The sequence below is a fragment of the Streptomyces sp. NPDC051921 genome, assembly GCF_040680975.1.
Classification (GTDB): Bacteria; Actinomycetota; Actinomycetes; order Streptomycetales; family Streptomycetaceae; genus Streptomyces.
In genome coordinates this window covers 20253-43763 of record NZ_JBFAXU010000021.1, presented here as the reverse complement: position 1 = coordinate 43763, position 23511 = coordinate 20253, and the positions used below count along the sequence as shown (strand labels likewise).

General features: G+C 72.6%; 17 protein-coding genes. 10 read left to right on the top strand and 7 right to left on the bottom strand.

Annotated elements, in window-relative coordinates; translation table 11 throughout:
- Positions 1 to 31 precede the first annotated feature (31 nt).
- From AB0M16_RS25935 to AB0M16_RS25925, 3 genes are all read left to right on the top strand, one after another.
- Complete coding sequence (locus AB0M16_RS25935; RefSeq protein WP_365346874.1) at positions 32 to 1696, top strand: BCCT family transporter; 1665 nt, start codon at positions 32 to 34, stop codon at positions 1694 to 1696.
- Positions 1697 to 2037: 341 nt separating this feature from the next.
- The gene (locus AB0M16_RS25930) at positions 2038 to 3303 is read left to right on the top strand and encodes a cytochrome P450 (protein ID WP_365346872.1); all 1266 of its coding nucleotides are present in this window, start codon (positions 2038 to 2040) and stop codon (positions 3301 to 3303) included.
- Between the two features lie 90 nt (positions 3304 to 3393).
- Positions 3394 to 5223, top strand: a complete 1830-nt coding sequence (locus AB0M16_RS25925) for an ABC transporter ATP-binding protein (protein WP_365346870.1) — start codon at positions 3394 to 3396, stop codon at positions 5221 to 5223.
- Positions 5224 to 5308: 85 nt separating this feature from the next.
- Here AB0M16_RS25925 and AB0M16_RS25920 read toward each other — a convergent pair whose 3' ends face one another.
- The 4 genes from AB0M16_RS25920 to AB0M16_RS25905 are packed head-to-tail and all read right to left on the bottom strand — an operon-like array spanning position 5309 to position 9120.
- The gene (locus AB0M16_RS25920) at positions 5309 to 5764 is read right to left on the bottom strand and encodes a MaoC family dehydratase (protein WP_365346868.1); all 456 of its coding nucleotides are present in this window, start codon (positions 5762 to 5764) and stop codon (positions 5309 to 5311) included.
- A 31-nt stretch (positions 5765 to 5795) separates the two neighbouring features.
- Complete coding sequence (locus tag AB0M16_RS25915) at positions 5796 to 7295, bottom strand: long-chain fatty acid--CoA ligase (RefSeq protein WP_365346866.1); 1500 nt, start codon at positions 7293 to 7295, stop codon at positions 5796 to 5798.
- An 11-nt stretch (positions 7296 to 7306) separates the two neighbouring features.
- Complete coding sequence (locus tag AB0M16_RS25910) at positions 7307 to 8185, bottom strand: amidohydrolase family protein (RefSeq protein ID WP_365347083.1); 879 nt, start codon at positions 8183 to 8185, stop codon at positions 7307 to 7309.
- A 5-nt stretch (positions 8186 to 8190) separates the two neighbouring features.
- On the bottom strand, positions 8191 to 9120 hold the full coding sequence (locus AB0M16_RS25905; protein WP_365346864.1) for an SDR family oxidoreductase: 930 nt from the start codon (positions 9118 to 9120) through the stop codon (positions 8191 to 8193).
- A 141-nt stretch (positions 9121 to 9261) separates the two neighbouring features.
- Here AB0M16_RS25905 and AB0M16_RS25900 point away from each other — a divergent pair, with 141 nt between their 5' ends.
- Entirely contained in the window at positions 9262 to 9708 is a 447-nt protein-coding gene (locus tag AB0M16_RS25900) for a MarR family transcriptional regulator (protein ID WP_365346862.1), read from the top strand.
- A gap of 28 nt (positions 9709 to 9736) precedes the next feature.
- On the opposite strand, the gene AB0M16_RS25895 is transcribed toward AB0M16_RS25900, so the two are convergent.
- The 3 genes from AB0M16_RS25895 to AB0M16_RS25885 all read right to left on the bottom strand — a co-directional run bounded on the left by AB0M16_RS25895 (position 9737) and on the right by AB0M16_RS25885 (position 14870).
- On the bottom strand, positions 9737 to 11074 hold the full coding sequence (locus AB0M16_RS25895; RefSeq protein ID WP_365346860.1) for a hypothetical protein: 1338 nt from the start codon (positions 11072 to 11074) through the stop codon (positions 9737 to 9739).
- Positions 11075 to 11264: 190 nt separating this feature from the next.
- Positions 11265 to 13715: a discoidin domain-containing protein gene (locus AB0M16_RS25890; protein ID WP_365346858.1), complete on the bottom strand. Its 2451-nt coding sequence runs from the start codon at positions 13713 to 13715 to the stop codon at positions 11265 to 11267.
- A gap of 102 nt (positions 13716 to 13817) precedes the next feature.
- Positions 13818 to 14870, bottom strand: a complete 1053-nt coding sequence (locus AB0M16_RS25885; RefSeq protein WP_365346855.1) for a LacI family DNA-binding transcriptional regulator — start codon at positions 14868 to 14870, stop codon at positions 13818 to 13820.
- Positions 14871 to 15013: 143 nt separating this feature from the next.
- Here AB0M16_RS25885 and AB0M16_RS25880 point away from each other — a divergent pair, with 143 nt between their 5' ends.
- From AB0M16_RS25880 to AB0M16_RS25855, 6 genes are all read left to right on the top strand, one after another.
- Entirely contained in the window at positions 15014 to 16309 is a 1296-nt protein-coding gene (locus AB0M16_RS25880) for an extracellular solute-binding protein (RefSeq protein ID WP_365346853.1), read from the top strand.
- Positions 16310 to 16342: 33 nt separating this feature from the next.
- A complete protein-coding gene (locus AB0M16_RS25875; RefSeq protein ID WP_365346851.1) occupies positions 16343 to 17215 on the top strand; it encodes a sugar ABC transporter permease in 873 nt (290 codons plus the stop codon).
- Positions 17216 to 17219: 4 nt separating this feature from the next.
- On the top strand, positions 17220 to 18062 hold the full coding sequence (locus tag AB0M16_RS25870) for a carbohydrate ABC transporter permease (RefSeq protein WP_365346849.1): 843 nt from the start codon (positions 17220 to 17222) through the stop codon (positions 18060 to 18062).
- Positions 18063 to 18109: 47 nt separating this feature from the next.
- Positions 18110 to 19381 carry a glycosyl hydrolase gene (locus AB0M16_RS25865; RefSeq protein ID WP_365347081.1) on the top strand — a complete coding sequence of 424 codons (1272 nt, stop codon included), beginning with the start codon at positions 18110 to 18112 and terminating at the stop codon, positions 19379 to 19381.
- A gap of 40 nt (positions 19382 to 19421) precedes the next feature.
- Positions 19422 to 22457, top strand: a complete 3036-nt coding sequence (locus AB0M16_RS25860; RefSeq protein WP_365346847.1) for a glycoside hydrolase family 38 C-terminal domain-containing protein — start codon at positions 19422 to 19424, stop codon at positions 22455 to 22457.
- A 92-nt stretch (positions 22458 to 22549) separates the two neighbouring features.
- The gene (locus tag AB0M16_RS25855; protein WP_365346845.1) at positions 22550 to 23344 is read left to right on the top strand and encodes a maleylpyruvate isomerase family mycothiol-dependent enzyme; all 795 of its coding nucleotides are present in this window, start codon (positions 22550 to 22552) and stop codon (positions 23342 to 23344) included.
- The last annotated feature ends 167 nt before the right edge of the window (positions 23345 to 23511 follow it).

Here is a 23511-nt window from a genome sequence, read left to right as displayed (position 1 = left end):
CTTCGTGTCGCAGGAAGAGCAGAGACCGACGGTGACGGCCGACGTCCCCGGGCCTCCCGACGGGCACCGGCGCGCCCGTACCGACCGGATCGTCTTCGGGGTCACCGCGGTCCTCACCGTGGCCTTCGTCGTGTGGGGGGCCACGGCCACGGAGACCCTGGAGAGCGTGTCGAGCGAGGCCCTCGACGGACTGATCCGCAACGGCGGCTGGGCCTTCATGCTGGCCGCGAGCGGCTTCGTCGTCTTCGCGCTGTGGCTCGCCGTCAGCCGCTACGGGCGGATCACCCTCGGCCAGGAGGGCGAGGGCCCGGAGTTCCGGACCGTGTCGTGGATCGCCATGATGTTCAGCGCCGGCATGGGCATCGGCCTGATGTTCTACGGGGTGAGCGAGCCGCTCGCCCACTACGGCACGCCGCCGCCCGGTACACACCCCGCCGACTCGGCCGAGCGGATGCAGACCGCGATGGCGACCACGCTCTTCCACTGGACCCTGCACCCGTGGGCGATCTACGCCGTCGTCGGTCTCGCCATCGCGTACTCGACCTACCGGCGCCGCCGCCGGCAGACGGTCAGCGCCGTGTTCGTCCCGCTGATGGGCGAGCGGCGCGCGTACGGAGGCCCCGGCCGGGTCATCGACATCCTGGCCATCTTCGCCACGCTCTTCGGGTCCGCGGCCTCGCTCGGCCTCGGCGCGCTGCAGATCGGCAGCGGCGTGGAGGAGCTGGGCTGGATGGAGAGGACCGGCACGGGCCTGCTCGTGGGGATCATCGCGGTGCTGACCGTCGCCTTCGTGCTCTCCGCGGTGTCCGGCGTGGAGAAGGGCATCCAGTGGCTGTCCAACATCAACATGGTGCTCGCCGCGCTCCTGGCCGTCTTCGTCTTCGTCGCCGGACCCACCATCATCGTGCTCGACCTGCTGCCCACCTCGCTCGCCGCCTACTTCGGCGACCTGCCGCAGCTGGCCGGCCGCACCGAGGCGACGAGCGGCCGGAACATCCATGACTGGCTGGGCAGTTGGACGGTCTTCTACTGGGCCTGGTGGATCTCCTGGACGCCCTTCGTCGGCATGTTCATCGCGCGGATCAGCCGCGGCCGGACGATCCGCCAGTTCGTGGGCGGCGTCATCCTGGTGCCGAGCACGGTCAGCCTGATCTGGTTCGCCGTCTTCGGCGGCTCCGCGATGAAGCTCCGCGAGGAGGGCGCGCTCGCCGGCGAGACCACGCCGGAGGGCCAACTCTTCGGCGTGCTGCAGGAGTTCCCCGTCACGGGGGCCACGAGCCTGCTGGTGATGATCCTCGTCGGCATCTTCTTCGTGTCCGGGGCGGACGCCGCGTCGATCGTCATGGGCACCCTCTCCCAGCGCGGGGCCTTCGAACCCACCCGCCTGGTGGTGGTGTTCTGGGGCGTGGTCACCGGGGCCGTCGCCGCCGTCATGCTGCTGATCGGCGACGGCCAGGGCGATGCGCTCGCCGGCCTGCAGAACCTCACGATCCTGGTCGCGGCGCCCTTCGTGCTCGTGATGATCGGCATGTGCGTGGCGCTGATGCGCGACCTGCGCCGGGACCCGCTCATCGTGCGCGGGCGAGTGGGGGAGGAGGTCGTCGAACTCGCCGTGATCGCCGGCCACGAGCGCTACGACGGCGACTTCGAGCTCCGCATCGGCCCGGGATCGCCGGACGGCGGCGGGAAGGGCTGAGCCGGCCGACACCCCCGCGGGGTCACCGGCCTGCCGCCCCCGGGCCGGTGCGCCCCGGGCCGGCCGGTGGCCCCCGGCCGGCTGGTGCGCCCAGGACCGGCCGGTGCGCCCCCGGCCGAAGCGCCCCCGGAGCAACTCCGCGCCCCGCTGCCGGAGAAGCACCGCAGGCCCGCGTCCGTGCGGGAGCCCGCCCGAGGCCGGGCCGGGTGAGGCGCCCTGTCGCCCGCCGCGTCCGCTGCCCTACAGTGCGTGATGCCCGCCCGACCCTGTCAAGGAGCAGCTCCGTGGCCGTCCCTCCCCGTGCCGGGTCCTTTGCGCGTACGTCCCCGGCGGGGCGCCCGGTGCCCCAGTTGGACGGCGCCGTGGTCGCGGAGTGGCGGCATCGGGGAGGCGAGCTCGTCGAGCTCTTCGCCGAGGCGCGGGAAAGGCTCGGCGGCGTGGCCGGGGTGCCGCTCGGGCCGCGGCCGACCGTCCTCGTCACCGCGCCCGAGGCCGTCCAGCACGTGCTCGCGCTCCGGCACGACCGCTACGTGAAGCGCTCGCACCGGGCCCGGATGCTGATCGGTGACGGCGTGCTCGCCGCGACCGGCGAGGCCTGGCAACGCCAACGGAAGATGCTGCAGGCCCAGTTCACCGGCCGCGGGATGCGTCACTACGAGCAGCGGATCGACGCGGCGGCCAGGACGGCCGCGGCGCGCTGGGCCGCGTACGCGCGGACCGGCGAGGTCTTCGACCTCGCCGACGAGATGCGCCGCTTCGCCCTCGACACCATCTGGCGCTCCCTCACCGGGCACCCCCTCGACGGACGCACCGAGCGCGACCTGGACTCCGTGGCGGCCGTGGTGACCGCCCTGCCCAGCCTGCCCGCCGGCGTCACCGCCGCCGACGGGGCCGTCGCCGCGGACCTCGCCAGGATCGACGCCGTGGCGAGCCGGGCGATCGCCGCAGCCCGCGACGGCGCGGCCGGACCCGACGGGCCGGCTCTGCTGCACGTCCTGCTCGACGCGGCCGCAAACCGCCCCGAGTACACCGACCGGCTCGTCCGCGACGAGCTCGTGACCCTGCTCGTCGCCGGCCACGAGACCACCGCCGGCACCCTCACCTGGCTGTACCTGCTCCTCGACCGCCACCCCGAAGCGCGGGAACGCGCCCTCGCCGCGGGCGCCGAGGGTTCACCCGAACGGCGGCAGGCGGTCCAGGCGATCGTGCACGAGACGCTGCGCCTCCACCCGTCCGCGTGGCTCCTGCCGCGCTGCGCCACGGAGGACGACGTGATCGCCGGGTACACGGTCGAGGCCGGTACCGACGTCTTCGTGTGCCCCTACCTGACGCACCGGGATCCCGTCCTCTGGCCGGACCCCGAGCGCTTCGACCCCGAGCGGTTCACCACCGCCGGCCGGCGCCCCGCCCACCCGGGGAGCTACCTCCCGTTCGGCATCGGCCCGCGCGCCTGCCTGGGGCTGCAGTTCGCCCTCCGCGAGGCGACGACGCTCCTCGAGCACCTGCTGCCAGCCTTCGCCCCGGGCTTCCGCTCCGTCCCCCGAGGGGCCGTGTTCGGACTCACCGCGCGCCCCGACGGAGCCACCCCGGTGACCCTGCGCGCCTGAAGGGCGCCCCGAAAAACACGTGGACGGGTGTGGGACGGCCACGGGACACTGCGTGTTCTGTCCCTGGGGGTCCGACAAAGCAGGGTTGGAATGGATTCGCCTGAATCACACAAAGGTTCGCCGGGCCGCGGCCCGGTACTGCTCGCACTTCGACACTACGGACGGGAGTTGGCCCGGCTCCGCCGGGTGACTGTGCCCGCGATGCTGCTCCCGGCGCTGGGCAACATCGGCATCGCCTACATCGCGCCGCTGATCGTCGCGAAGCTCGTCGGCCGGATCTCCGGCGACGACGGGAACGGCTCCGGGACCGGGCTCGGCGCCATGCTGCCGTACGTCATCGGCTTCGCCGTCGTCCTGCTGCTCTCCGAGGCGCTCTGGCGTGTCGGACTGCACTGCCTGAACCGCCTCGACGCCCTCGGCATCGAGCACCTCTACGTCATCGGCATGGACGAACTCTTCGCGAAGGACGCCGCGTTCTTCCACGACAACTTCGCCGGGTCCCTGACCAAGCGGGTCCTGAGCTTCGCCTCCCGCTTCGAGGAGTTTGTCGACACCCTCACCTTCAACGTCATGGGCAGCTTCGTGCCGCTCACCTTCGCCTCCGTCGTCCTCTGGCTGTACGAGCCGCTGCTCGTCGTGGGTCTCCTCGTGATGATCCTCGTCACGGGGGTGTGCGTGACGCCGCTGATCCGGCGCCGTCAGGTGCTCGTCGGCGAACGCGAGGAGGCGATCGCCCGCGTGTCGGGCCACGTCGCCGACAGCCTCATGAACATGGACACCGTCCGCGCGTTCGCCGCCGAGGACCGCGAGGCGGCCGAACACCGCTCCCGCGTCGCAGAGTCGCGGCGGCTGACGCTGCGCTCGTGGGACTACGGCAACCTGCGCATCGACACCGTGGTCGCGCCGATGTCCGTCCTCACGAACGTGCTCGGTCTGATCGTGGCGCTCGCGCTCGGCGCCGGCGACCACGGGGTGGAGGCGGTCATCGTCGCCTTCACGTACTACTCCAACGCGACCCGCATCATGTTCGAGTTCAACCAGATCTACCGCCGTCTGGAGAGCTCGATGACGGAGGCCGCCCAGTTCACCGAACTCCTCCTGGTCCCGCCGACCGTGGTGGACCCGGAGTGCCCGGAGCCCCTGCGGTCCCGCGCCGCCGACGTGCGGTTCGAGCGGGTGACCTTCTCCCACGGGGGAGCCAGGCCGCTCTTCGAGGGGCTCGACCTGGACGTGCCCGGCGGCACCAAGATCGGCCTCGTCGGCCGGTCCGGCGGCGGCAAGACCACGCTCACCCGCCTGCTGCTGCGCATGACGGACGTCGACGCAGGCCGGATCCTGATCGGTGGCCAGGACATCAGCCGGATGTCCCAGGCCGACCTGCGCAGCCTGATCGCGTACGTGCCGCAGGAACCGGCGATGTTCCACCGCACCCTGCGGGACAACATCGCCTTCGCCCGGCCCGGGGCCACCGACGCGGAGATCCGCCGCGCGGCCGAGGCGGCGCACGTCACGGAGTTCGCCGACGCGCTGCCGGACGGCTTCGACACCATGGTCGGCGAGCGCGGCGTGAAGCTGTCCGGCGGACAGCGCCAGCGGGTGGCCCTCGCCCGGGCGATCCTCCGTGACGCGCCGATCCTGCTGCTCGACGAGGCGACCAGCGCCCTCGACTCCGAGAGCGAGGTCCTCGTCCAGGACGCGCTCTGGCGGCTCATGGAAGGGCGGACGGCCCTCGTGGTGGCGCACCGCCTGAGCACGGTGGCCGGCATGGACCGCCTCGTCGTCCTGGACCGCGGGAACGTCGTCGAGCAGGGCAGCCACCAGGAACTGCTCGCCTCGGACGGCCCGTACGCCAGGTTGTGGCAGCACCAGTCCGGCGGCTTCCTCGACGATGCCCCGACGGGCGCGGCCGAGCTGCGCTGAGCACGCCGAGAGCAGGGCGGGGTCCCGACAGGGGCCCCGCCCCGCGCCGTCCGGCGGGAGCCGGGGTCCCCGGACCGGACACGGCTCAGGCGTAGAACCGCGACAGGCTGCGCAGCACGCAGGCCGGCTTCGGGGCGCCCTCGATCTCGATGGTGCCGTCGACCGCGATCTGGACGCCGCCGGGGACGTCCTCGACCGAGGCCAGCCGGGCGCCGAGGCGCAGGCGCGACCCCACCTTCACCGGGGTGGGGAAACGCACCTTGTCCAGGCCGTAGTTGACCTTGGTGGTGACCCCCTGGACGTCCAGCAGTTCGGTGAAGAGCGGGATGAAGAGGGACAGGGTCAGATAGCCGTGCGCGATGGGGGCGCCGAAGGGACCCTCCTCCGCCCGCGCCACGTCCACGTGGATCCACTGGTGGTCGCCCGTCGCGTCGGCGAAGCCGTCGATGCGCTCCTGCGTGACCTCGATCCACTCGCTGGTGCCCAGCTCGCTGCCGGCCAGCTTCTTCAGCGCGTCGATGCCGTCGACGGTGATGCTCATGGGGTGTCCCTTCTCGAAGTGCGTACGGGGGTCAGTCGGAGGTGCCGTACCGGGCACGGAGTTGGTGCTTGAGGAGCTTCCCGGACGCGGTCCGGGGCAGTGCGTCGACGAGTACGACGGACTTCGGGATCTTGTACTTCGCGAGGCGCCCGCCCAGCGACGCGAGGATCCCGGCGGGGTCCGGTGCGCTTCCGTCGCGGACGACGACGACCGCCCGGGCGACCTCGCCCCACTTCTCGTCGGGCACGCCGATCACCGCGCACTCGGCGACGTCGGGGTGGGCGAGCAGGGCGTCCTCCACCTCGGCCGGGTAGACGTTCTCGCCACCCGAGATGATCATGTCCTTGAAGCGGTCGACGATGGTCACGTGGCCGTCGGCGTCGACCCGGGCCGCGTCCCCGCTGCGGAACCATCCGTCCACGAACGCCGCCGCCGTCTCCTCGGGCAGCCCCCAGTAGCCGGCCATCACGTTCGGGCCGCTGACCAGCACCTCGCCGGGCTCGCCCACCGCCGCCGGAGTCAGGTCCGGGCGCACGACCCGTACGTCGGTGAAGAAGTGCGGCACTCCCGCGGACCCGGCCTTCGCGAGGGCGTGTTCCGCGTCGAGGAACAGCGCGCCGGGGGAGGCCTCCGTCATGCCGTAGCCCTGGCAGAAGGTGAGTCCCCGCTCCTGGTACGCCGCGATGAGCGTGCTCGGCACGGGAGCGCCGCCGCAGTTGAGCAGGCGCAGGCTCGACAGGTCGGCCGAGCCCCAGCGCGGATGGCGGGCCACCAGGTCGAACATGGTCGGCACCCCGAACATGAAGGTCACGCCGTGCCGTTCGATCAGATCGAGGGTGCCGCCCGGCTCGAAGGACGGGACGAGCACGCACGTGCCGCCCTTGAGCAGCACGGGCAGGGCCAGCATGTTCAGGCCGCCGGTGTGGAACAGCGGGGCGGACACCAGGGCGGTCTCGTCGGCGACCAGATCATGGTCGACCAGGACGTTCACCGCGTTCCAGACGATGTTGCCGTGGGTGAGCATCGCGCCCTTGGGACGGCCCGTCGTCCCCGAGGTGTACATGATGACGCAGACGTCGTCGGGCGAGACGGCCTCGTCGATCGGCGCAGTGGAGGCGCCGGCCAGCAGCTCCTCGTACGCCGCGCCGCCCACTTCGACGACGGTCCGCGCCACGCCCGACTCCACTGCCGACGCGCGGAGTTCGGGGGAGTGGAGCAGCACGCCGCTCCCCGAGTCGGTCAGCTGGTACGCGATCTCGGGCGCGGCGAGCCGGGTGTTGAGCGGCACGAACACCGCGCCCAGGATTCCGGCGGCGAACAGGCCCTCCAGGAAGGCCGGATGGTTGGGGCCGAGGTAGGCGACCCGGTCGCCGCGCCGGACGCCGGCCGCGCGCAGGGCGTGGGCCAGCCGGGTGGTGCGTTCGTGCAGTTCGCCGTAGGTGACGGTGTCGGAGCCGTGGATCAGGGCGGTACGGTGCGGGGTCTTGCGGGCCCGGCGTGCGGGCCACGACCCCAGTCCCTCGTTGCGCATCACGGGCCCTTTCAGGCGGGGGTGTCGGTCAGGCCGAGCAGCCGGGCGGCGTTCTCCTTGAGGATCTTGGGTCGGACCTCGTCCTTGATCGGCAGCTTGGCGAAGTCGGCCAGCCAGCGGTCGGGGCTGAGGACCGGGTAGTCGGAGCCGAACAGCACCTTGTCCCTGAGGAGCGTGTTGGCGTACTGCACGAGCTGCGGCGGGAAGTACTTCGGCGACCAGCCGGACAGGTCGATGTGCACGCCCGGTTTGTGGGTGGCCACGGCCAGGGCCTCGTCCTGCCAGGGGAACGACGGGTGCGCCAGGATGATCTTCAGGTGCGGGAAGTCGGCGGCGACGTCGTCGACGTGCAGCGGGTTGGAGTACTTGAGGCGGATGCCGCCCCCGCCGGGGACGCCCGCGCCGATGCCGGTCTGACCGGTGTGGAAGAGGGCGATGGCGCCGGTCTCCTCCATGACCTCGTACAGCCCGTACGCGAGCCGGTCGTTCGGGAAGAAGCCCTGGATGCTGGGGTGGAACTTGAAGCCCCGGACCCCGTGGTCCTCGACGAGCCGACGGGCCTGCCGCACCCCGGCCTTCCCCCGGAAGGGGTCGATCGAGGCGAAGGGGATGAGCACGTCGGGGTGGGCCGCAGCGGCCTCGGCGATCTCCTCGTTGGGGATCGGCTCGGTGCCGGTGGCGTGTGCGGCGTCCACGGTGAAGACCACCGCCGCCATCCGCCGCTCCCGGTAGTAGGCGGCCATCTCCTCCAGGGTGGGCTTCCGCTCGCCCTCGACCTTGAAGTACGCGCCGGAGGCGGCGTGCAGGTCCTCGGAGAGCGAGGCGTGGCCGCGGGCGGAGACCTCGCAGTGGGTGTGGACGTCGATCGCGTCGAGCCGGTCCACGTCGATGGTGGTCATCGGGCCTCCGGGACCTGGGGCGCGGGGATGCCGACGGTCTGCGGCTCGCGGCCCACCGAGGTGTGCCAGGCGGCGGCGATGGCGTCCGGGGTCCAGCCGCCGTCGGCGTAGGCGGTGGCCACCTCCCGCGGGTGGGACCACAGGGCGAGCCGGTCCCCGCCGATCCCGATGCACTGGCCGGTGATCCCGCGGGCGGCGTCCGAGGCGAGGAAGGGCACGAGGGCCGCGCAGTCCTCGGGGGTGCCGAAGCCCTCGCCCTGGCGAAGGAACGCGGGCAGCGGCTCGCCCCGCTTCATCGCTTCGACGTACGGGGCGAAGGCCGGGATCGTCTCGGTCATCGCGGTGGCGGCCACCGGGACGACGGCGTTGACGGTGATGTCGGCCTTGGCCAGCTCCATGGACCAGGTGCGGGCCATGGCGGCGATGCCGGCCTTGGCGGCCGCGTAGTTGGTCTGGCCGAAGTTGCCGCGCTGGCCCGCCGGGGAGCCGATGAGGATCAGCCGGCCGCCCTCGCCCTGCTCGCGCATGCGGACGGCGGCGGCGCGGGCGCAGGTGAACGTGCCCTTGAGGTGGGTGGTGACGACGGCGTCGAAGTCGTCGTCGGTCATCTTCCACAGGACGCGGTCGCGCAGGATGCCGGCGTTGGTGACGAGGACGTCGAGCCGGCCGAAGGCGTCCACGGCGCGGGCGATGAGCCGGTCGGCGGCCTCGGCGGTGCCGACCGCCACTGCCTCGGCGACGGCCTGGCCGCCGGCCTCGACGATCGTGTCGACGGCCCGCCGGGCGACCTCCTCGTCGAGGTCGTTGACGACGACGCGGGCGCCCGCGGCGGCGAGTGCGGAGGCGTAGGCGAGGCCGAGTCCCCGGCCGGAGCCGGTGACGACGGCGACCTTGCCGGTGAGGTCGACGGTGGACGGGTGCGACATGAGGGTCCCTTCGGGAGACGGGGAGGAGCGGACGGGAGAGCGTGAGCTCGATCGGCGACGATCCGCTGAAGGGAAGCTAGGGCCAATCATTGTTGACGTCAATAGTTGTTCTCCTCACCGTTCCTGCGGCATGCTGGTGCCATGGACGACAGGGACGAACCATGGATGCTCGGACTGCACTCCGACACCGGCTATCTGCTCTACCGCCTCGGGCTGCGCTCGGGGCAGCTCTTCAACGCGGCACTCCAGGAGTCCGGGCTGCGGCTGCGCCACTACGCGCTGCTGCGCTACCTGGCCACCGTCGAGGGCGCGCTGCAGCGTGAGTTGAGCTCCCGGCTCGGGTACGACCCCAGCGCCATCGTCGGCCTCGTCGACGATCTCGCACGCCTCGGACTCGTGGAACGGCGTCCCGCGCCCGGCGACCGGCGCAGCCGGATCGTCGTCCTCACCGATGCCGGCCGCGGCTTCCTCAAGGACACCGACCGCACCAGCCGCCGCGTCACCGACGGCCTGCTCGCCCCCCTGTCGGAGGACGAGCGGACCGTCCTGCACGGTCTGCTGCGGCGGGTCGCCGAACCGGACGGCTGACGTCCGGCGCCGGTCGCGGAAAGGCGGCTCAGAGGTGGGAGAACACGCAGGCCATGCGGGTGCCGGGGTTGCCGCTCATCCCGACGATCGCACCCCCGTCCACCCGGTTGGCCCGCGCGTGCGCGCCCGCGTACCCCCGCGAGGTGAGGAAGAGGCCCACGGCCGCGATCCAGTCCTCGACCTGGCCCGTCGCCGGGTCGAGCACCGGCTCGGGCCGCGGCACCACCCTCTCCTGGGCCAGGTAGCCGTGGTCCGTGGCGACCGCCAGCGCCCGGCGCCACTCCGCGTCGTCGCACTCCCAGCCGACGAAGGTGTCGAAGCCGCCGTGCCCGGCGCCGGGCTTGAGGATCAGGTGTTCCCGGCGTTCCCGGCACGTGTCGAGCAGCGCCGGCGCCGCCGTGCGGCCCAGCGTCCGGCTCCACGGCAGGACCCGGTCCACCAGGGCCCGCTCGGCGGAGTCGAAGGCCGCGGCCCAGTGCGGGTCGGACAGCAGGGCGAGCGCGTTCTTGTGCGCGTACAGACCGCTCTCCAACGACGTGTACAGCACGGTCCGGCCGGCGTCGTGCGCGCGGAACAGGTGCTCGGCGACCTCCGGACCCGCCGGGTCGTCGAGCAGCTGACGCGCCCCGAAGTTGCGCAGCACCAGATCGAGCGGGGCACCGTCCAGCGTCAGCTTCCCGTCGGACCGGGGGCGTACGTCGCCGACCTCGCCGATCCGCAGGTCGAGCCCCTGCGCGGCCATCGCCTCCTGGAAGGCCCGCATCAGCGTCCCGTACGGCCCGATGCCTCCGTTGCCCTCGACGAGCCCGATCACCGGTTCCGCCCCGCCGCCCGACAGCGCGGGCCGGGCCCGCTCGCGCAGGTCCTCGGCGAGCAGCGCCGCGGTGTCCACGTGACCGAGTCCGTGCCGGGCGGCGAAGGCGGCGAACTCCCCGACCCGCAGCAGGCCCGCGTTGGCCACGCCCATGTCCATGCCCCCGACCTCACTGCCGAGGTTGAACTCCAGGAGCCGGTAGCGGGTGCCGTCGTGGTACGCGTCGGCCCGGCCCAGCAGCGCCGGACGTCCGTCGGCGCACCGCCGCAGCAGGGCGGCGTGCCGCGGGTCGAGGCCGAGCTCCTTCGCGTACCGCTCGGCGTCGCCGTCGAAGAGCCGGTCCGGGAGCGAGACGAGCAGCTCGAACAGACCCTGCAGGTCCCGGGCGAACTCCCGCGTCTCGGCCTCCGGCACGAACCAGGGCCGGGGCAGCAGATGGCGCCGCCACGCCTCGTCGAAGGCCGGCGGGAACGCGGCGCGCGCGACCGCGTCCCGTAAGCCCGTGTTCCCGTTCCGGCATTCGTCCGTGTAAGGACGGCTCAGGGCAGTCATGCGCCCCATCCGACCACGGCAGACGGCCAGGGGACCAGGCCCCGGCGCGACCGGACGCCGACGGGCGGACGCGCACCGTGTCGCGTCCGCCCGCCCGGCCGGTCCGCCGCCGGAAGCCGACGGGCGGGACGCACCCGGGCCCGCGTCCGCCCGGCTACGAGCGGACGCACCTGGGCCCGCGTCCGCCCGGCTACGAGCCCCAGGCCTCGAACTCGTAGACACGGGCCGCGGGATCCGTCGTCTGCGTGGGCCTGGTGATCGACAGACGCACGTAGCGGGCGGTGACGGAGACCGGGTGGGTCGTGGTCGCCGCCGTGTTGCCGGTGACGGTCACGGCAGTGGTCCACGGGGCGGTCGCGCTGTCGCGGACCTCGACGGTGAAGTCCCGGGTGTTCCAGCTCGCGCTCTCGCCGCCCGCCGCCGCGTGCTTCACCACGATGCGGTTGAGGGCGCGGGGCGCGCCGAGGTCCACCTCCAGCCATTTGGTGCCCGTCAGCGTGCACCACTTGTCGCCGTTGCCGCCGGAGACGCTCCCGTTGACGGCCTTGGCCGCCGTCTCGCTCGTGTTGCACTGCCCGGAGGCGGTCGCCGGCCGGTTCAGGGCCAGGTTGGCCTCGGTGGCCGCCGACCAGGTCACCGTGGTGCTCGCGGCGGACGAGCGGCCGTACTCCGTGGAGACGGCCTCCACGTCGAGCGTCGTGCTCGTCTCGGTGCCGACCCGGTCGAGCTTCGGCACGAAGTAGCTGTCGTTGGGCGTGGCGCCGAGGAAGGTGCGGCTGCCGTCGGGATTGCGGCGGTACACCTCGTAGTGGTGCACGTCCCCGGTGGTCGAGGCCGTCCAGGCCATCCGCAGCGACCTGCTCGTGGCGCCGGTGTCCGTCGTGCCGAGCACGGTGGGCGCCGTCGGGGCCGAGGGTACGTCCACCGTGCCGTCGTACAGGGCGAGTTGGCCGACCTTGATGTCGTACGAGGCGGCCGTGCCGGTGGTCTGGAGGCCGATCTGCGCGACGGTGCGCCCGGCGTACGCGGACAGGTCGAGCGTCCTGCGCTCCCAGCCCGACGTCGTGGTGGAGCCGAGGTCGAGGGTGGTGAACGTGGTCGGGGAGTCGGTGAACGACACCGCGGCCCTGAGCCGGGTCGGTCCGGCGGCCGGGGTCTTCACGACCACGGACAGCTTGGTGTCGGTCGCCACCGGCAGCCGCGACTGGTACAGCCGGACGGTGTTCACCGCGTCCAGGGCGCCGGTGAGCCGGAGGGCGGAGCCGCCCTCGTAGGCGTCGGTGAAGTCGAGCGAGGGCTTCAGCTTCGTGCCGGAGGACTCGACCAGCCAGCGGTAGGTCGGCGGCACGTCCTGCAGCGAGAGGTTGTTCCAGCCGCTGGTGGAGACCCTCGCACCGCCGGAGTGGTAGAAGTCGCCCTGGCCGGCGTCGAAGGAGGTCACGAAGGGCTTGGCGGTGACCGGGGACGACTCCGCGACGTAGCCGGCGAGGCCCTTCCAGGACGACGTGGTCGTCGTGTTCGAGGGGTCGCCGTTGGCGCCGTCCCAGTAGCGCGCCTCGCGCGCGTACGAATCGGCCCGGTCCGTCGAGGAGTTGTGGGTCCACTCGGGGCGGTACAGGCCGAGCGAGGTGGTGTGCGGCCGGCCGGCCGGGAAGACGGCGCTCCACGGGACGCTCGTGTCGTAGCCGTTGGCCTCGGTGTCCACGCCGGCGAACAGCTCGTACTCGCTCCGCCCGAGGGACCGGGCGAGGGTGCGGGAGGAGTCCAGGGCGGAGGCGCCCCAGCCGAAGTCGAGGAACATCGCGTCGCTGGTGCGCTGCGAACCCTCCTGGAGGAAGGCGTCGTTGGCGTTGGTGAGCGCGTCCTGCCAGCTGACGGAGCCCGACTCGGTCATCGCGTCGTACCACATGAACTCGACGGGGCCGAGCGAGCGGGCGTAGCGCAGGGTGTTGCGCATCTCGGTCGCGAGGGCGGTGTCGCCGCCGGCGGTCTCCTGGTTGACGAACCAGCCGTCGAATCCGTAGTGCCGCGCGACCTGGGCCAGTTTGTCGGCGACGGGGTAGCGGGTGCCGGACTTCTGGACGAAGTCGCGCACCCACTGGATCTGGCCGCCGTACGCGGTCGGCGGGAAGAACACCGTGCCGTACACCTTCACGCCGTTGCGGTGGGCCGCGTCGATCACGGTGGGATTCGGCGCGAGGATCAGGCCCTCGCCGGCCGAACCGCCCCAGAAGACCAGCTTGTCGACGTACTGCCAGTGCCCGAAGGCGTAGTAGCGCGGATCGAGCGAGCCCTGGGAGGGGTTGTTCGAGGTCGGCCCGAAGGACACCAGGGACACGACCTTGCCCTCGCCCGCGCGGGCGTTGGCGTTCGCCTTCAGCGCGGGATCGGAGACGCGGGCCCGCAGCGGCACGCGGGAGCGGTTGAACCGGGCGTCGGGGTCGGTGGCGGGGTCCCAGTCCAGAATCGTGTTCGGGTACCAGTACGAGGCGTGCGGCTGGGTGCCCGCGGTGTCGGCGACAACGTTGTCGGACGCGTTGTCGGTCGCGCTGTCGAAGGCCGATGCGCTCGGCGTGGCGGCGAGGCCGAGCGCCGCCGCGGACAGTGCCGCGGCCAGCAGGAGGTGCAGGGGTCGTCTCATCGGAGCTCCGGTCCAGCAGAGGGGGGAAGGGGCTGGTGGTGCCGGTGGCGCGATGGTGCGGGTGTCGTCCGGTGCGGAGGCTAAAGGGCTTTAGCGGACGGGTCAAGAGGGCATCGGCGCCGCGGTCCTGCCGGTGGCAGGGGCCGCCGTGCTCTCGCGGACCGTCAGGCGGGGGGTCGGGTTCTTGACGTCCTGCGCCGACGACGGGTCGTCGATCACGCCGAGCAGGGCCGTGGCCACCTGCTCGCCCAGGGCGAAGGTGTCACGGGAGAGCGCGGTGAGCGAGGGGTGGACGATCCGGGCGAGCGCCGAGTCGTCGAACGACACGATCGACACCTCGCCGGGCACCGCGACGCCCATCTCCGTGGCGACCCCGAGGCCCGCCACGGCCATCACGTCGCTGTCGTACACGAGCGCCGTCGGCCGCCGCCGTCCCGGCCGGGCCAGCAGTGCGCGGGTCGCGGCGGCGCCCTCGGCGTCGCTGAAGTCCGTCGGCACGGACACGGCCTCGTCGAGGCCGAGCCGGCGCGCCGCGTCGCGCACCGCCCGGATCCGGCGCTGCGTGTGCTGGAAGGAGGGCAGTCCCGCGAGATGGGCGATCCGGCGGTGCCCGAGGGCCGCCAGGTACTCCACGATCGAGGTCATCGCCTCGCGGTCGTCGGCCCAGACGGCGGGCAGCCGCCCGTGCCGTCCCGGTCCGCCGAGGACCACGGTCGGCACGCCGAGCTCCTCCAGGACCGGGATGCGCGGGTCGCGCACCTGGAGGTCGACCAGGACGAAGCCGTCCACCCGGTGCTCGGAGGTCCAGCGCCGGTAGACCTGGATCTCGGCCGCCGTGTCCTCGACGACCAGCAGCTGCAGGGCCGTGCCGCGGGTGGAGAGCGCGGCCTGCAGCCCCGACAGCAGCTGGCTGAAGAAGGGTTCGAGCCCGATGGTGCGCGCGGGCCGGGCGAGGACCAGGCCGACGGCACCGGCCCGTGCCCCGCCCAGGGCGCGGGCGGCGCTGTGCGGGCGCCAGTTCATCCGCTCGGCCACCCGCAGGATGCGCTCCCGGGTCGCCTCGCTGACGCCCGGACGCCCGTTGAGCGCGAAGGAGACGGCGCCCTTGGAGACACCCGCCTCCCTGGCGATGTCGGCGATGGTCGGTCTGGCCACCGGGCGCTCCCTCGTCCTGCGCGTTTCCGCACGCTCTCTTGACACCGGAGTTTAGCCGGGAGCAAAGTCCCGCATCGCTAGAGCGGTTTAGTCAAGCAAGGTCCGCGTACTTCCCCGCGACGTCCGAGCAAGGAGACACCCTCGTGCGACACATTCGAAGGAGCCGGTGGGCCCGGTGGACCGCCGCCGCCGTGGCGGCGCTGACCCTCGCCGGCTGCGGCCTCGGCGGCGCCGAGGACTCCGGAGCGCCCGGCCCGGCCGCCACCGGCGGTGAGGTCAAGGGCAAGGTCTCGCTCCAGACCTGGGCCCTCAAACCGAAGTTCACCGCCTACATGGAGGACGTGATCTCCGGCTTCGAGAAGAAGTACCCGGGCGTCGAGGTCGACTGGCTCGACCAGCCGGGCGAGGGCTACGACGAGAAGGTCCTCAGCCAGTCCGCCGGCGGCACCCTCCCCGACGTCGTCAACCTGCCGCCGGACTTCGCCCTGCCGCTCGTCAAGCAGAACCTGCTGCTCGACATCGCCGCCTCCGACCCCGCCGCGTCCGCCGACTACGTCAAGGGCGGCCTCGACGCGTACCGCTTCCCCGGTCACGACGGCACCTACGGCTACCCCTGGTACCTCAACACCGACGTCAACTACTGGAACGGCGAGCTGTTCCGCACCTACGGCCTCGACCCCGCGAAGCCCCCGGCCTCGCTCGACCAGCTCGTCGCCGCCGCCCGCACCGTCAAGGCCAGGTCCGGCGGCAGGACGTATCTGATGAGCCGCAAGCCCAACCTGATGGACCTGGCCAACGCCGGCGTGCCGATCATGTCCCCGGACGGGAAGACCTTCACCTTCAACACCCCCGCGGCGGCCGCCGTCCTCGACACCTACCGCGCGGCCTTCGAAGAGGGCCTGCTGCCCAAGGACGTCCTCACCGAGACCTACGCGGGCAACACCAAGCTCTTCAGCTCCGGCACCGCCGCCTGGACCACCGCGGGCGCCAACTACATCACCAGCCTGGCCGTCGACAACCCGACCCTCGCCCCCGAGGTGGTCCCCTCCGCCGCCATGGGCACCCCGCCGCTGTACGTCCAGGGCCTGTCCGTCCCGAAGGGCTCCAAGAACCCGGCCGCGGCCCTCGCGCTCGCCCGCTGGGTGACCAACGCCGAGAACCAGGCCGCGTTCGCCCACCAGACCAGCATCTTCCCCTCCACCACGGCCTCGGCCGCTGACCCGTTCTTCAGCCGGAGCGACGGCAGCAACGCCGGCGACGCCAAGGTCATCGCCTTCCGCTCGCTCGCCTCCGCCCGCGTCCTCGAACCCGTCCAGGCCAACGACGCGATCAAGACGCTGGTCAACCAGCAGATCGCCCTCGCCATCAGCGGCCGGAGCGGATCCAAGGAGGCCCTCGACACGGCGGTCGCCCGCGCCAACCAGCTCCTCCAGGACTGACCCCGACCGGACCGCACCCACGGAAGGCCTCCCATGACCCACCGGCGCTGGTTCACGCCCTGGCTGCTCGCCGGTCCCGCACTGGTCTGGCTCGCCGTCTTCAACCTCTGGCCCGCGATCAACACGGTGATCCTGTCCTTCACCAACGCCAAGCCGCTCGGCGGAGGACACTTCACCGGCCTCGCCAACTACCGGCGGGCCCTGGACGACGACCAGCTGACGGACGCCCTCGTCAACAGCGTCCTCTACCTCCTCGTCTGCCTGCCCCTGCTCACCGTGCTGCCGCTGCTGCTCGCGCTCCTCGTGGAGAAGAAGCTCCCCGGCATCGCCTTCTTCCGCACCGCGTTCTACACCCCGGTCGTCGCCTCCGCCGTCGTCGTCGGCATCGTCTGGGGCTGGGTGCTCGACGAACGGGGCCTGCTCAACGGCCTGCTCCACCAGCTCGGCCTCGCCGACCGGCCCGTCTCCTTCCTCACCGACCGCTGGCTGCTGCTGCTCAGCGCCATCGCCCTCACGGTGTGGAAGGGGCTCGGCTACTACATGGTCATCTACCTGTCCGCGCTCGGGAACGTCGGCCGCGAACTCCACGAGGCCGCCGCCGTCGACGGCGCCTCCCGGCTCCGCCGCTTCTGGCACGTCACCCTGCCCGGCGTCCGTCCCGCGATGCTCCTGATCTCCGTGCTCATCTCGGTGTCCGCCCTGCGGATCTTCTCCGAGCTGTACGTCCTCTCCAACGGCACCGGCGGACCCGGCGGGCGCGACATGTCGGTCGTCATGCTCATCCAGATGTACAGCCGCGGCTTCACCGGGCACATCGGCTACGCCTCCGCCCTCAGCGTCCTGCTCTTCGTCCTCACCGTCGGCCCGATGATCGTCCTGGCCCGGCTCGAACGAAAGGCGGCATGACGGCATGAGCGCTCCCGGCCGCACCCCGACCGCCACCGAGAAGGCGGTGCGCTACACGCTCCTCCTCCTCGTCCTGCTCCTCACCATCGGCCCCTTCCTGTGGCAGCTGTCCACCTCGCTCAAGGGTCCCGGCGAGGACGTCTGGTCCCGCACCCCGGGCTTCCTGCCCGAGGACCCCACCCTCGCCAACTACGCCCGGGTCGCCGACACCGTGCCGGTGTGGACCTACGCCGCCAACTCGCTGATCGTGGCCGCGGTCGCCGTCCTCGGGAACGTCGTGGGCGCCACCCTCGCCGGCTTCGCCCTCGCCCGGCTGCGCTTCCGGGGAGCGCGCCTCGCCCTCGGGCTCTTCGTCGCCACCCTGGTCCTGCCCGGCGAGGTCACGATCGTCTCCCAGTACGTGACCGTCCGCAGCCTCGGCCTCACCGACACCCTCCTCGGCGTGGCCCTGCCCGGGGCCGTCGCGATGCTCAACGTGCTCCTCATGTACACCGCCTTCCGGGCCGTACCGCCCGAGCTCGACGCCGCCGCGCTCGTCGACGGCGCCAACGCCTGGCAGCGGCTCGTGCACGTGGGCCTGCCCAACGTCCGGGGCATGCTGAGCGTCGTCGTGATCTTCACCTTCATCGCCGCCTGGGACGACTTCCTGTGGCCGCTGATCGTGCTCAACGACCCCGACCAGTACACCCTCACGGTCGGACTCCAGTACCTCGACGGCACGTTCTCCGCCAATCCCCGGCTCATCGCCGCCGGCACCATGATCGCCTTCCTGCCGATCGTCGCCGTGTTCGCGGTGCTCCAGCGCTTCTTCTTCAAGGGAGTCGAGGAAGGCGCGATCAAGGGATGACCGACGTCACCGTTCGCCGTCTCACGAAGGAACGCCACCTCTCCATGATGAACCGTCAGCAGGACCGCGCCCCGCGTTTCGGCGTCAACTACACGCCCAGCCAAGGATGGTTCCACCACTGGCTCGACTTCGACCTCGACGCCGTCCGCGCCGACCTGGACTCCGTCGCCGCCCTCGGCCTGGACCACGTCCGCGTCTTCCCGCTCTGGCCGCTCTTCCAGCCCAACCGCACCCTGATCCGCCCGCGCGCCCTGCACCAGCTCGGCGAGCTCGTCGACGCCGCCGCCGAACGCGGCCTCGACGTGGCCGTCGACGGCCTCCAGGGCCACCTCTCCAGCTTCGACTTCCTGCCCTCCTGGACCCAGACCTGGCACCGGCGCAACCTCTTCACCGACCCCGAGGTCCTCGACGGCCAGAGCACCTACCTGCGCACCCTCGCCGGCGCCCTCGCGGACCGGCCGAACTTCCTCGGCATGACCCTCGGCAACGAGATCAACCAGTTCTCCGGCGACCCCCACCCCGACCCCGACCGCGTCACCCCCGCCCAGGCCGAGTCCTGGCTGCGCCGCATGCTCGCCGCCTGCGAGGAGGGCGCCCCCGGGCGCCTCCACCTGCACGCCGCCTATGATGCCGCCTGGTACCTCGACGCCCACCCCTTCACGCCCGCCCACGCGGCCCGCCTCGGCGCCGTCACCGCCGTCCACTCCTGGGTCTTCAACGGCACCGCACAGCGCTACGGCCCCGCGTCCGTGGCCGTCGGACAGCACGCCGCGTATCTCGTCGAGCTCTCCAAGGCCTGGGCGGCGGACCCCGGGCGCCCGGTCTGGCTCCAGGAGGTCGGTGCCCCCGCCCCGCACATCGCCCCCGAGCACGCGGCCGAATTCACCCGGACGACCGTCGCCGCCGCGCTCGACTGCCCCGGTCTGTGGGGTATCACGTGGTGGTGCTCCCACGACGTCGACCGGTCGCTCGCCGACTTCCCCGAACTGGAATACAGCCTGGGCCTGTTGACCAACGACCGTCGGGTCAAGCCGGCCGGAAGGGCCCTCGCCGAGGCCGTCGCCGAGGCCCGGAAGGCGCACCCGAGCCCGGCGCCCCGGAGCACGGCGCTCGTCGTCGACCTCGCGGACGACGCGGCCGGACGCTCCGCGTGCGGCCCGGGCGGTCCGTACTTCGAGGCGTTCATGCGGCTCGCCGCGGACGGGGCCCGCCCCGCCGTCGTCCTCGCGGCCCGAGCCGACGATCCCGCACACCTCGCCGTCCGCGGCATCACCGAGCTCGTCACCCCCGACGGACCCGGCGCCGCCCCGCGCGGCTGACCCCGACCCCCCGTGCCCCCCGCCCCTGGGAGAGTTCCGCATGCATGACGACCGCAGCCTCGTCGAGTCACGGCTCAAGCGGGTCCTCGACGAACGCATCCGACCCGCCGTCCACCCGCAGTCCGTCCCGCTCGACGTGGGCATCTGGGCGGCACCCGGCGAACCCGTGCCGGTCGCCGAGGGCATCGCCGCGCCCCGTACGCCCATCGCCGTCGGTGACGCCTGGGGCGCTCCCTGGGGGACGAGCTGGCTCACCGTCTCCGGCACCGTGCCCGAGGAGTGGGCCGGCCGGACCGTCGAGGCGCTGATCGACCTGGGCTTCGACGCCAACATGCCCGGCTTCCAGTGCGAGGGCCTGGTCTACCGCCCCGACGGCAGCCCCGTGAAGGGCGTCCACCCGCGCAACCAGTGGGTGCGCATCGCCGCACCCGCGGTCGGCGGCGAGGAGGTGCTGCTGCACGTCGAGGCCGCGTCCAACCCGGTGATCCTCGACTACCACCCCTTCCTGCCCACCGAGCTCGGCGAGAAGGAGACCGCCGGCGACCGGCCCCAGTACCGGCTCGCCCGCATGGACCTCGCCGTCTTCGACGAGACCGTGTGGGAGCTCGTCACCGACCTGGAGGTGCTCGGCGAGCTCATGGCCGAGCTGCCCGTCGAGGGCGCCCGCCGCTGGGACCTCCTGCGCGCCGTCGAACGGGCCCTGGACGCCGTCGACCTGCAGGACGTCAACGGCACCGCCGCCGCGGCCCGCGCCGAACTGGCCGGCGTCCTCGCCTCGCCCGCCGAACCCTCCGCACACCGCATCAGCGCCGTGGGCCACGCCCACATCGACTCGGCCTGGCTGTGGCCGCTGCGCGAGACCGTACGGAAGGTGGCGCGGACCACCGCGAACATGACCGCCCTCCTGGAGGACCAGCCGGACTTCGTCTACACGATGTCCCAGGCGCAGCAGTACGCGTGGATCAAGGAGCACCGGCCCGAGGTGTACGCCCGGGTGAAGAAGGCGGTCGCCGAGGGGCGCTTCGTCCCGGCCGGCGGCATGTGGGTCGAGTCCGACACCAACATGCCGTCCTCGGAGGCGATGGCCCGTCAGTTCGTGCACGGAAAGCGCTTCTTCCTCGACGAGTTCGGCGTCGAGAACCAGGAGGCCTGGCTGCCCGACACCTTCGGCTTCGCCGGCGGACTCCCGCAGATCATCAAGGAGGCCGGCTCGAAATGGCTGCTCACGCAGAAGATCTCCTGGAGTCAGGTCAACTCCTTCCCGCACCACACCTTCTGGTGGGAGGGCGTCGACGGCACCCGGATCTACACCCACTTCCCGCCGATCGACACCTACAACTGCTCGATGCGGGGCAAGGAGATCGCGCACGCCGCACGCAACTTCAAGGACAAGGGACGCGCCTCGCACTCCCTCGCGCCCACCGGCTGGGGCGACGGAGGCGGCGGCACCACCCGCGAGATGATCGCCAAGGCGGCGCGGCTGCGTGATCTGGAGGGCTCCGCCCGGGTGCGCTGGGAGCGGCCTGCCGAGTTCTTCGCCAAGGCCCAGGCCGAGTACCCCGAACCACCCGTGTGGGTAGGGGAGTTGTACCTGGAGCTGCACCGGGCGACCCTCACCAGCCAGGCCCGCACCAAGCAGGGCAACCGGGCGAGCGAGAACCTGCTGCGCGAGGCCGAACTGTGGGCCTCGACCGCCGCCGTACGGGCCGGACTTCCCTATCCCTACGCCGAGGTGGACCGCATCTGGAAGACGGTGCTGCTGCACCAGTTCCACGACATCCTGCCCGGCTCGTCCATCGCCTGGGTGCACCGCGAGGCCGAACGCACCTACGCCGCCGTCGCCGGGGAACTCACCGCGATCGTCGACCGCTCCCAGCGCGCCCTCGCCGGACACGGGGACGCCGAGATCGTCTTCAACAGCGCCCCGCACACCCGCTCCGGCGTCCCCGCCGGCGGCGCCCGCCGCGCCGACTCCCTGCCCGTCGCCCCCGGCCGCTGCACGATCGAACCCCGGGACGGCGGCGGCTTCCTCCTCGACAACGGACTGCTGCGGGTCGTCGTGGACGGCCGCGGGCTCGTCGCCTCCGTCGTCGACCTCGACACCGGCCGCGAGACCGTGGCCCCCGGCGCCGCCGCCAACCTGCTCCAACTGCACCCCGACTTCCCCAACATGTGGGACGCCTGGGACGTCGACCGCTTCTACCGCAACACCGTCACCGACCTCACGGACGTCGACGAACTGACCGTCGCCGCCGACGCCCCGGACGCCGTCTCGGTCCGCGCCACCCGTTCCTTCGGCGCGTCGACGGCGATCCAGACCCTCACCCTCACGGCCGGCGCCAAGCGCCTCGACCTCGACACCGAGGTGGACTGGCACGAGACCGAGAAGTTCCTCAAGGCCGCGTTCCCCCTCGACCTGCACACCGACCGCTACGCCGCCGAGACCCAGTTCGGGCACCTGCACCGGCCCACCCACACCAACACCAGCTGGGAAGCGGCCAAGTTCGAGGCCTGCAACCACAAGTTCGTCCACTTCGAGGAACCCGGCTGGGGCGTCTCCCTCGTCACCGCCTCGACGTACGGCCACGACGTCACCCGCACCGTACGGCCCCAGGACGGCGGCACCACGACCACCGTCCGCGCCTCCCTGCTGCGCGCCCCCCGCTTCCCCGACCCGCACACCGACCAGGGCGTGCACCGCTTCCGGCACGCCCTCGTGCCCGGCGCGAGCGTGGGCGACGCGGTCCGCGAGGGCTACCGGATCAACCTGCCCGAGCGGCGCGTGCCCGGCGGCGCCGACGTGCCGCCGCTCGTGGGAGTCGCCGACGAGTCCGTCGTCCTGAGCGCGGTGAAGCTCGCCGACGACGGCAGCGGCGACGTCGTCGTCCGCCTCTACGAGTCCCGGGGCGGGCGCGCCCGCACCCGGCTCACCGCCGGCTTCGCGCTCGCCGGCGCCCGGCTCTGCGACCTGCTGGAACGGCCGCGGGACGCGGCGGAGGTACGGGTGGACGGCGACGACGTCCTGGTCGAGCTGCGCCCCTTCCAGCTGCTCACGCTCCGGCTCGCCCGGGCGTGAGGCACGACGGCTGACCCCGGCCCTGGGCAGCGGCCGGGGTCACCCCCTACTCTTGCGCCCTGATCCATCGGGGCGGGCGAGCAGGGGGAGACATGGGTGTGCTGCCGGAAGGGCTCGGCGAGGCGATACGCGGGACCGCGCGGGACATCGCCGAGGTCGTCCGGGCCGCGCCCGACACCGGGCGTCCGGTGCCGCGTCTGACCTGGACCTTCGGCGAGACCGCGGCCCATCTCGGCCAGGCCAACCGCCTGATGGCCGAGCTCGCCGCCGGCCGGCCCCAACCGTACGGCGACGGCAGCCCGCAGGGCATCGCGGCCGCCAACGAGGAGGTCCTGGCGGCCTACCCCGAGCGGGCCGCCGGTCCGCTCGCCGACCTGATCCACGACCAGGCCCTGGCCTTCCTCGACGCCGTCGAGGAGCGCGCCCCCGAGGAGGTCGTGGAGAGCCCGATGGGCGCGTTCGGCCCGGCCGCGCTCGGCGCCTACCTCCTCACCCACATGCTGGGCCACGGCTACGACCTGGCCCGGGCGCTCGGCCGCCCGCACATGCTGGACCGCGGCAGGGTCGAGCTCACGCTGCCGTTCATGGTCGCGGTGATGCCCCGGGTGGCGGACCCCGCCGCGGTCGCCGGTCTCGACGCACGTTTCCGCGTACGGCTGTGGGGCGGCGCCCAGTTCGGCGTGACCGTCGCCGACGGAAAGGTCACGACGGCCGAGGGCCCCGTCGACCGCGCCGACTGCACGATCCTGACCGAGCCCGTCGCCTTCCTGCTCATGGCGATGGGACGCATCGACCCGGGTCCCGTGATGGCGACCGGCCGGGCGCTCGCCTGGGGCCGCAAACCCTGGCTGGGCCCCCGCTTCCCCCGGCTCTTCGTCGCCCCGTAGGCCGCGTCCGGAAAGGGGCGCCGTTCGCCCCCAGGGCGGGGCTCGCGGCGTCCCGTGCGTGCGATCGCCAGGCGGAGGGGCGCCCTCGTACCCGGCGCACTCGGGTGATCCCGACGACGCGGCGGGCGTCCCAGGCGTGGCGAGCCGGGCGGGACTGCACGGACGCG

What these genes read in the sequence shown, in the direction of transcription:
- AB0M16_RS25925 (WP_365346870.1), top strand. Translation starts at nt 3,394, where the DNA reads ATGGATTCGCCTGAATCACACAAAGGTTCGCCGGGCCGCGGCCCGGTA.
- AB0M16_RS25920 (WP_365346868.1), bottom strand. Translation starts at nt 5,764, where the DNA reads ATGAGCATCACCGTCGACGGCATCGACGCGCTGAAGAAGCTGGCCGGC.
- AB0M16_RS25915 (WP_365346866.1), bottom strand. Translation starts at nt 7,295, where the DNA reads ATGCGCAACGAGGGACTGGGGTCGTGGCCCGCACGCCGGGCCCGCAAG.
- AB0M16_RS25905 (WP_365346864.1), bottom strand. Translation starts at nt 9,120, where the DNA reads ATGTCGCACCCGTCCACCGTCGACCTCACCGGCAAGGTCGCCGTCGTC.
- AB0M16_RS25900 (WP_365346862.1), top strand. Translation starts at nt 9,262, where the DNA reads ATGGACGACAGGGACGAACCATGGATGCTCGGACTGCACTCCGACACC.
- AB0M16_RS25895 (WP_365346860.1), bottom strand. Translation starts at nt 11,074, where the DNA reads ATGACTGCCCTGAGCCGTCCTTACACGGACGAATGCCGGAACGGGAAC.
- AB0M16_RS25890 (WP_365346858.1), bottom strand. Translation starts at nt 13,715, where the DNA reads ATGAGACGACCCCTGCACCTCCTGCTGGCCGCGGCACTGTCCGCGGCG.
- AB0M16_RS25875 (WP_365346851.1), top strand. Translation starts at nt 16,343, where the DNA reads ATGACCCACCGGCGCTGGTTCACGCCCTGGCTGCTCGCCGGTCCCGCA.
- AB0M16_RS25870 (WP_365346849.1), top strand. Translation starts at nt 17,220, where the DNA reads ATGAGCGCTCCCGGCCGCACCCCGACCGCCACCGAGAAGGCGGTGCGC.
- AB0M16_RS25865 (WP_365347081.1), top strand. Translation starts at nt 18,110, where the DNA reads ATGAACCGTCAGCAGGACCGCGCCCCGCGTTTCGGCGTCAACTACACG.
- AB0M16_RS25860 (WP_365346847.1), top strand. Translation starts at nt 19,422, where the DNA reads ATGCATGACGACCGCAGCCTCGTCGAGTCACGGCTCAAGCGGGTCCTC.
- AB0M16_RS25855 (WP_365346845.1), top strand. Translation starts at nt 22,550, where the DNA reads ATGGGTGTGCTGCCGGAAGGGCTCGGCGAGGCGATACGCGGGACCGCG.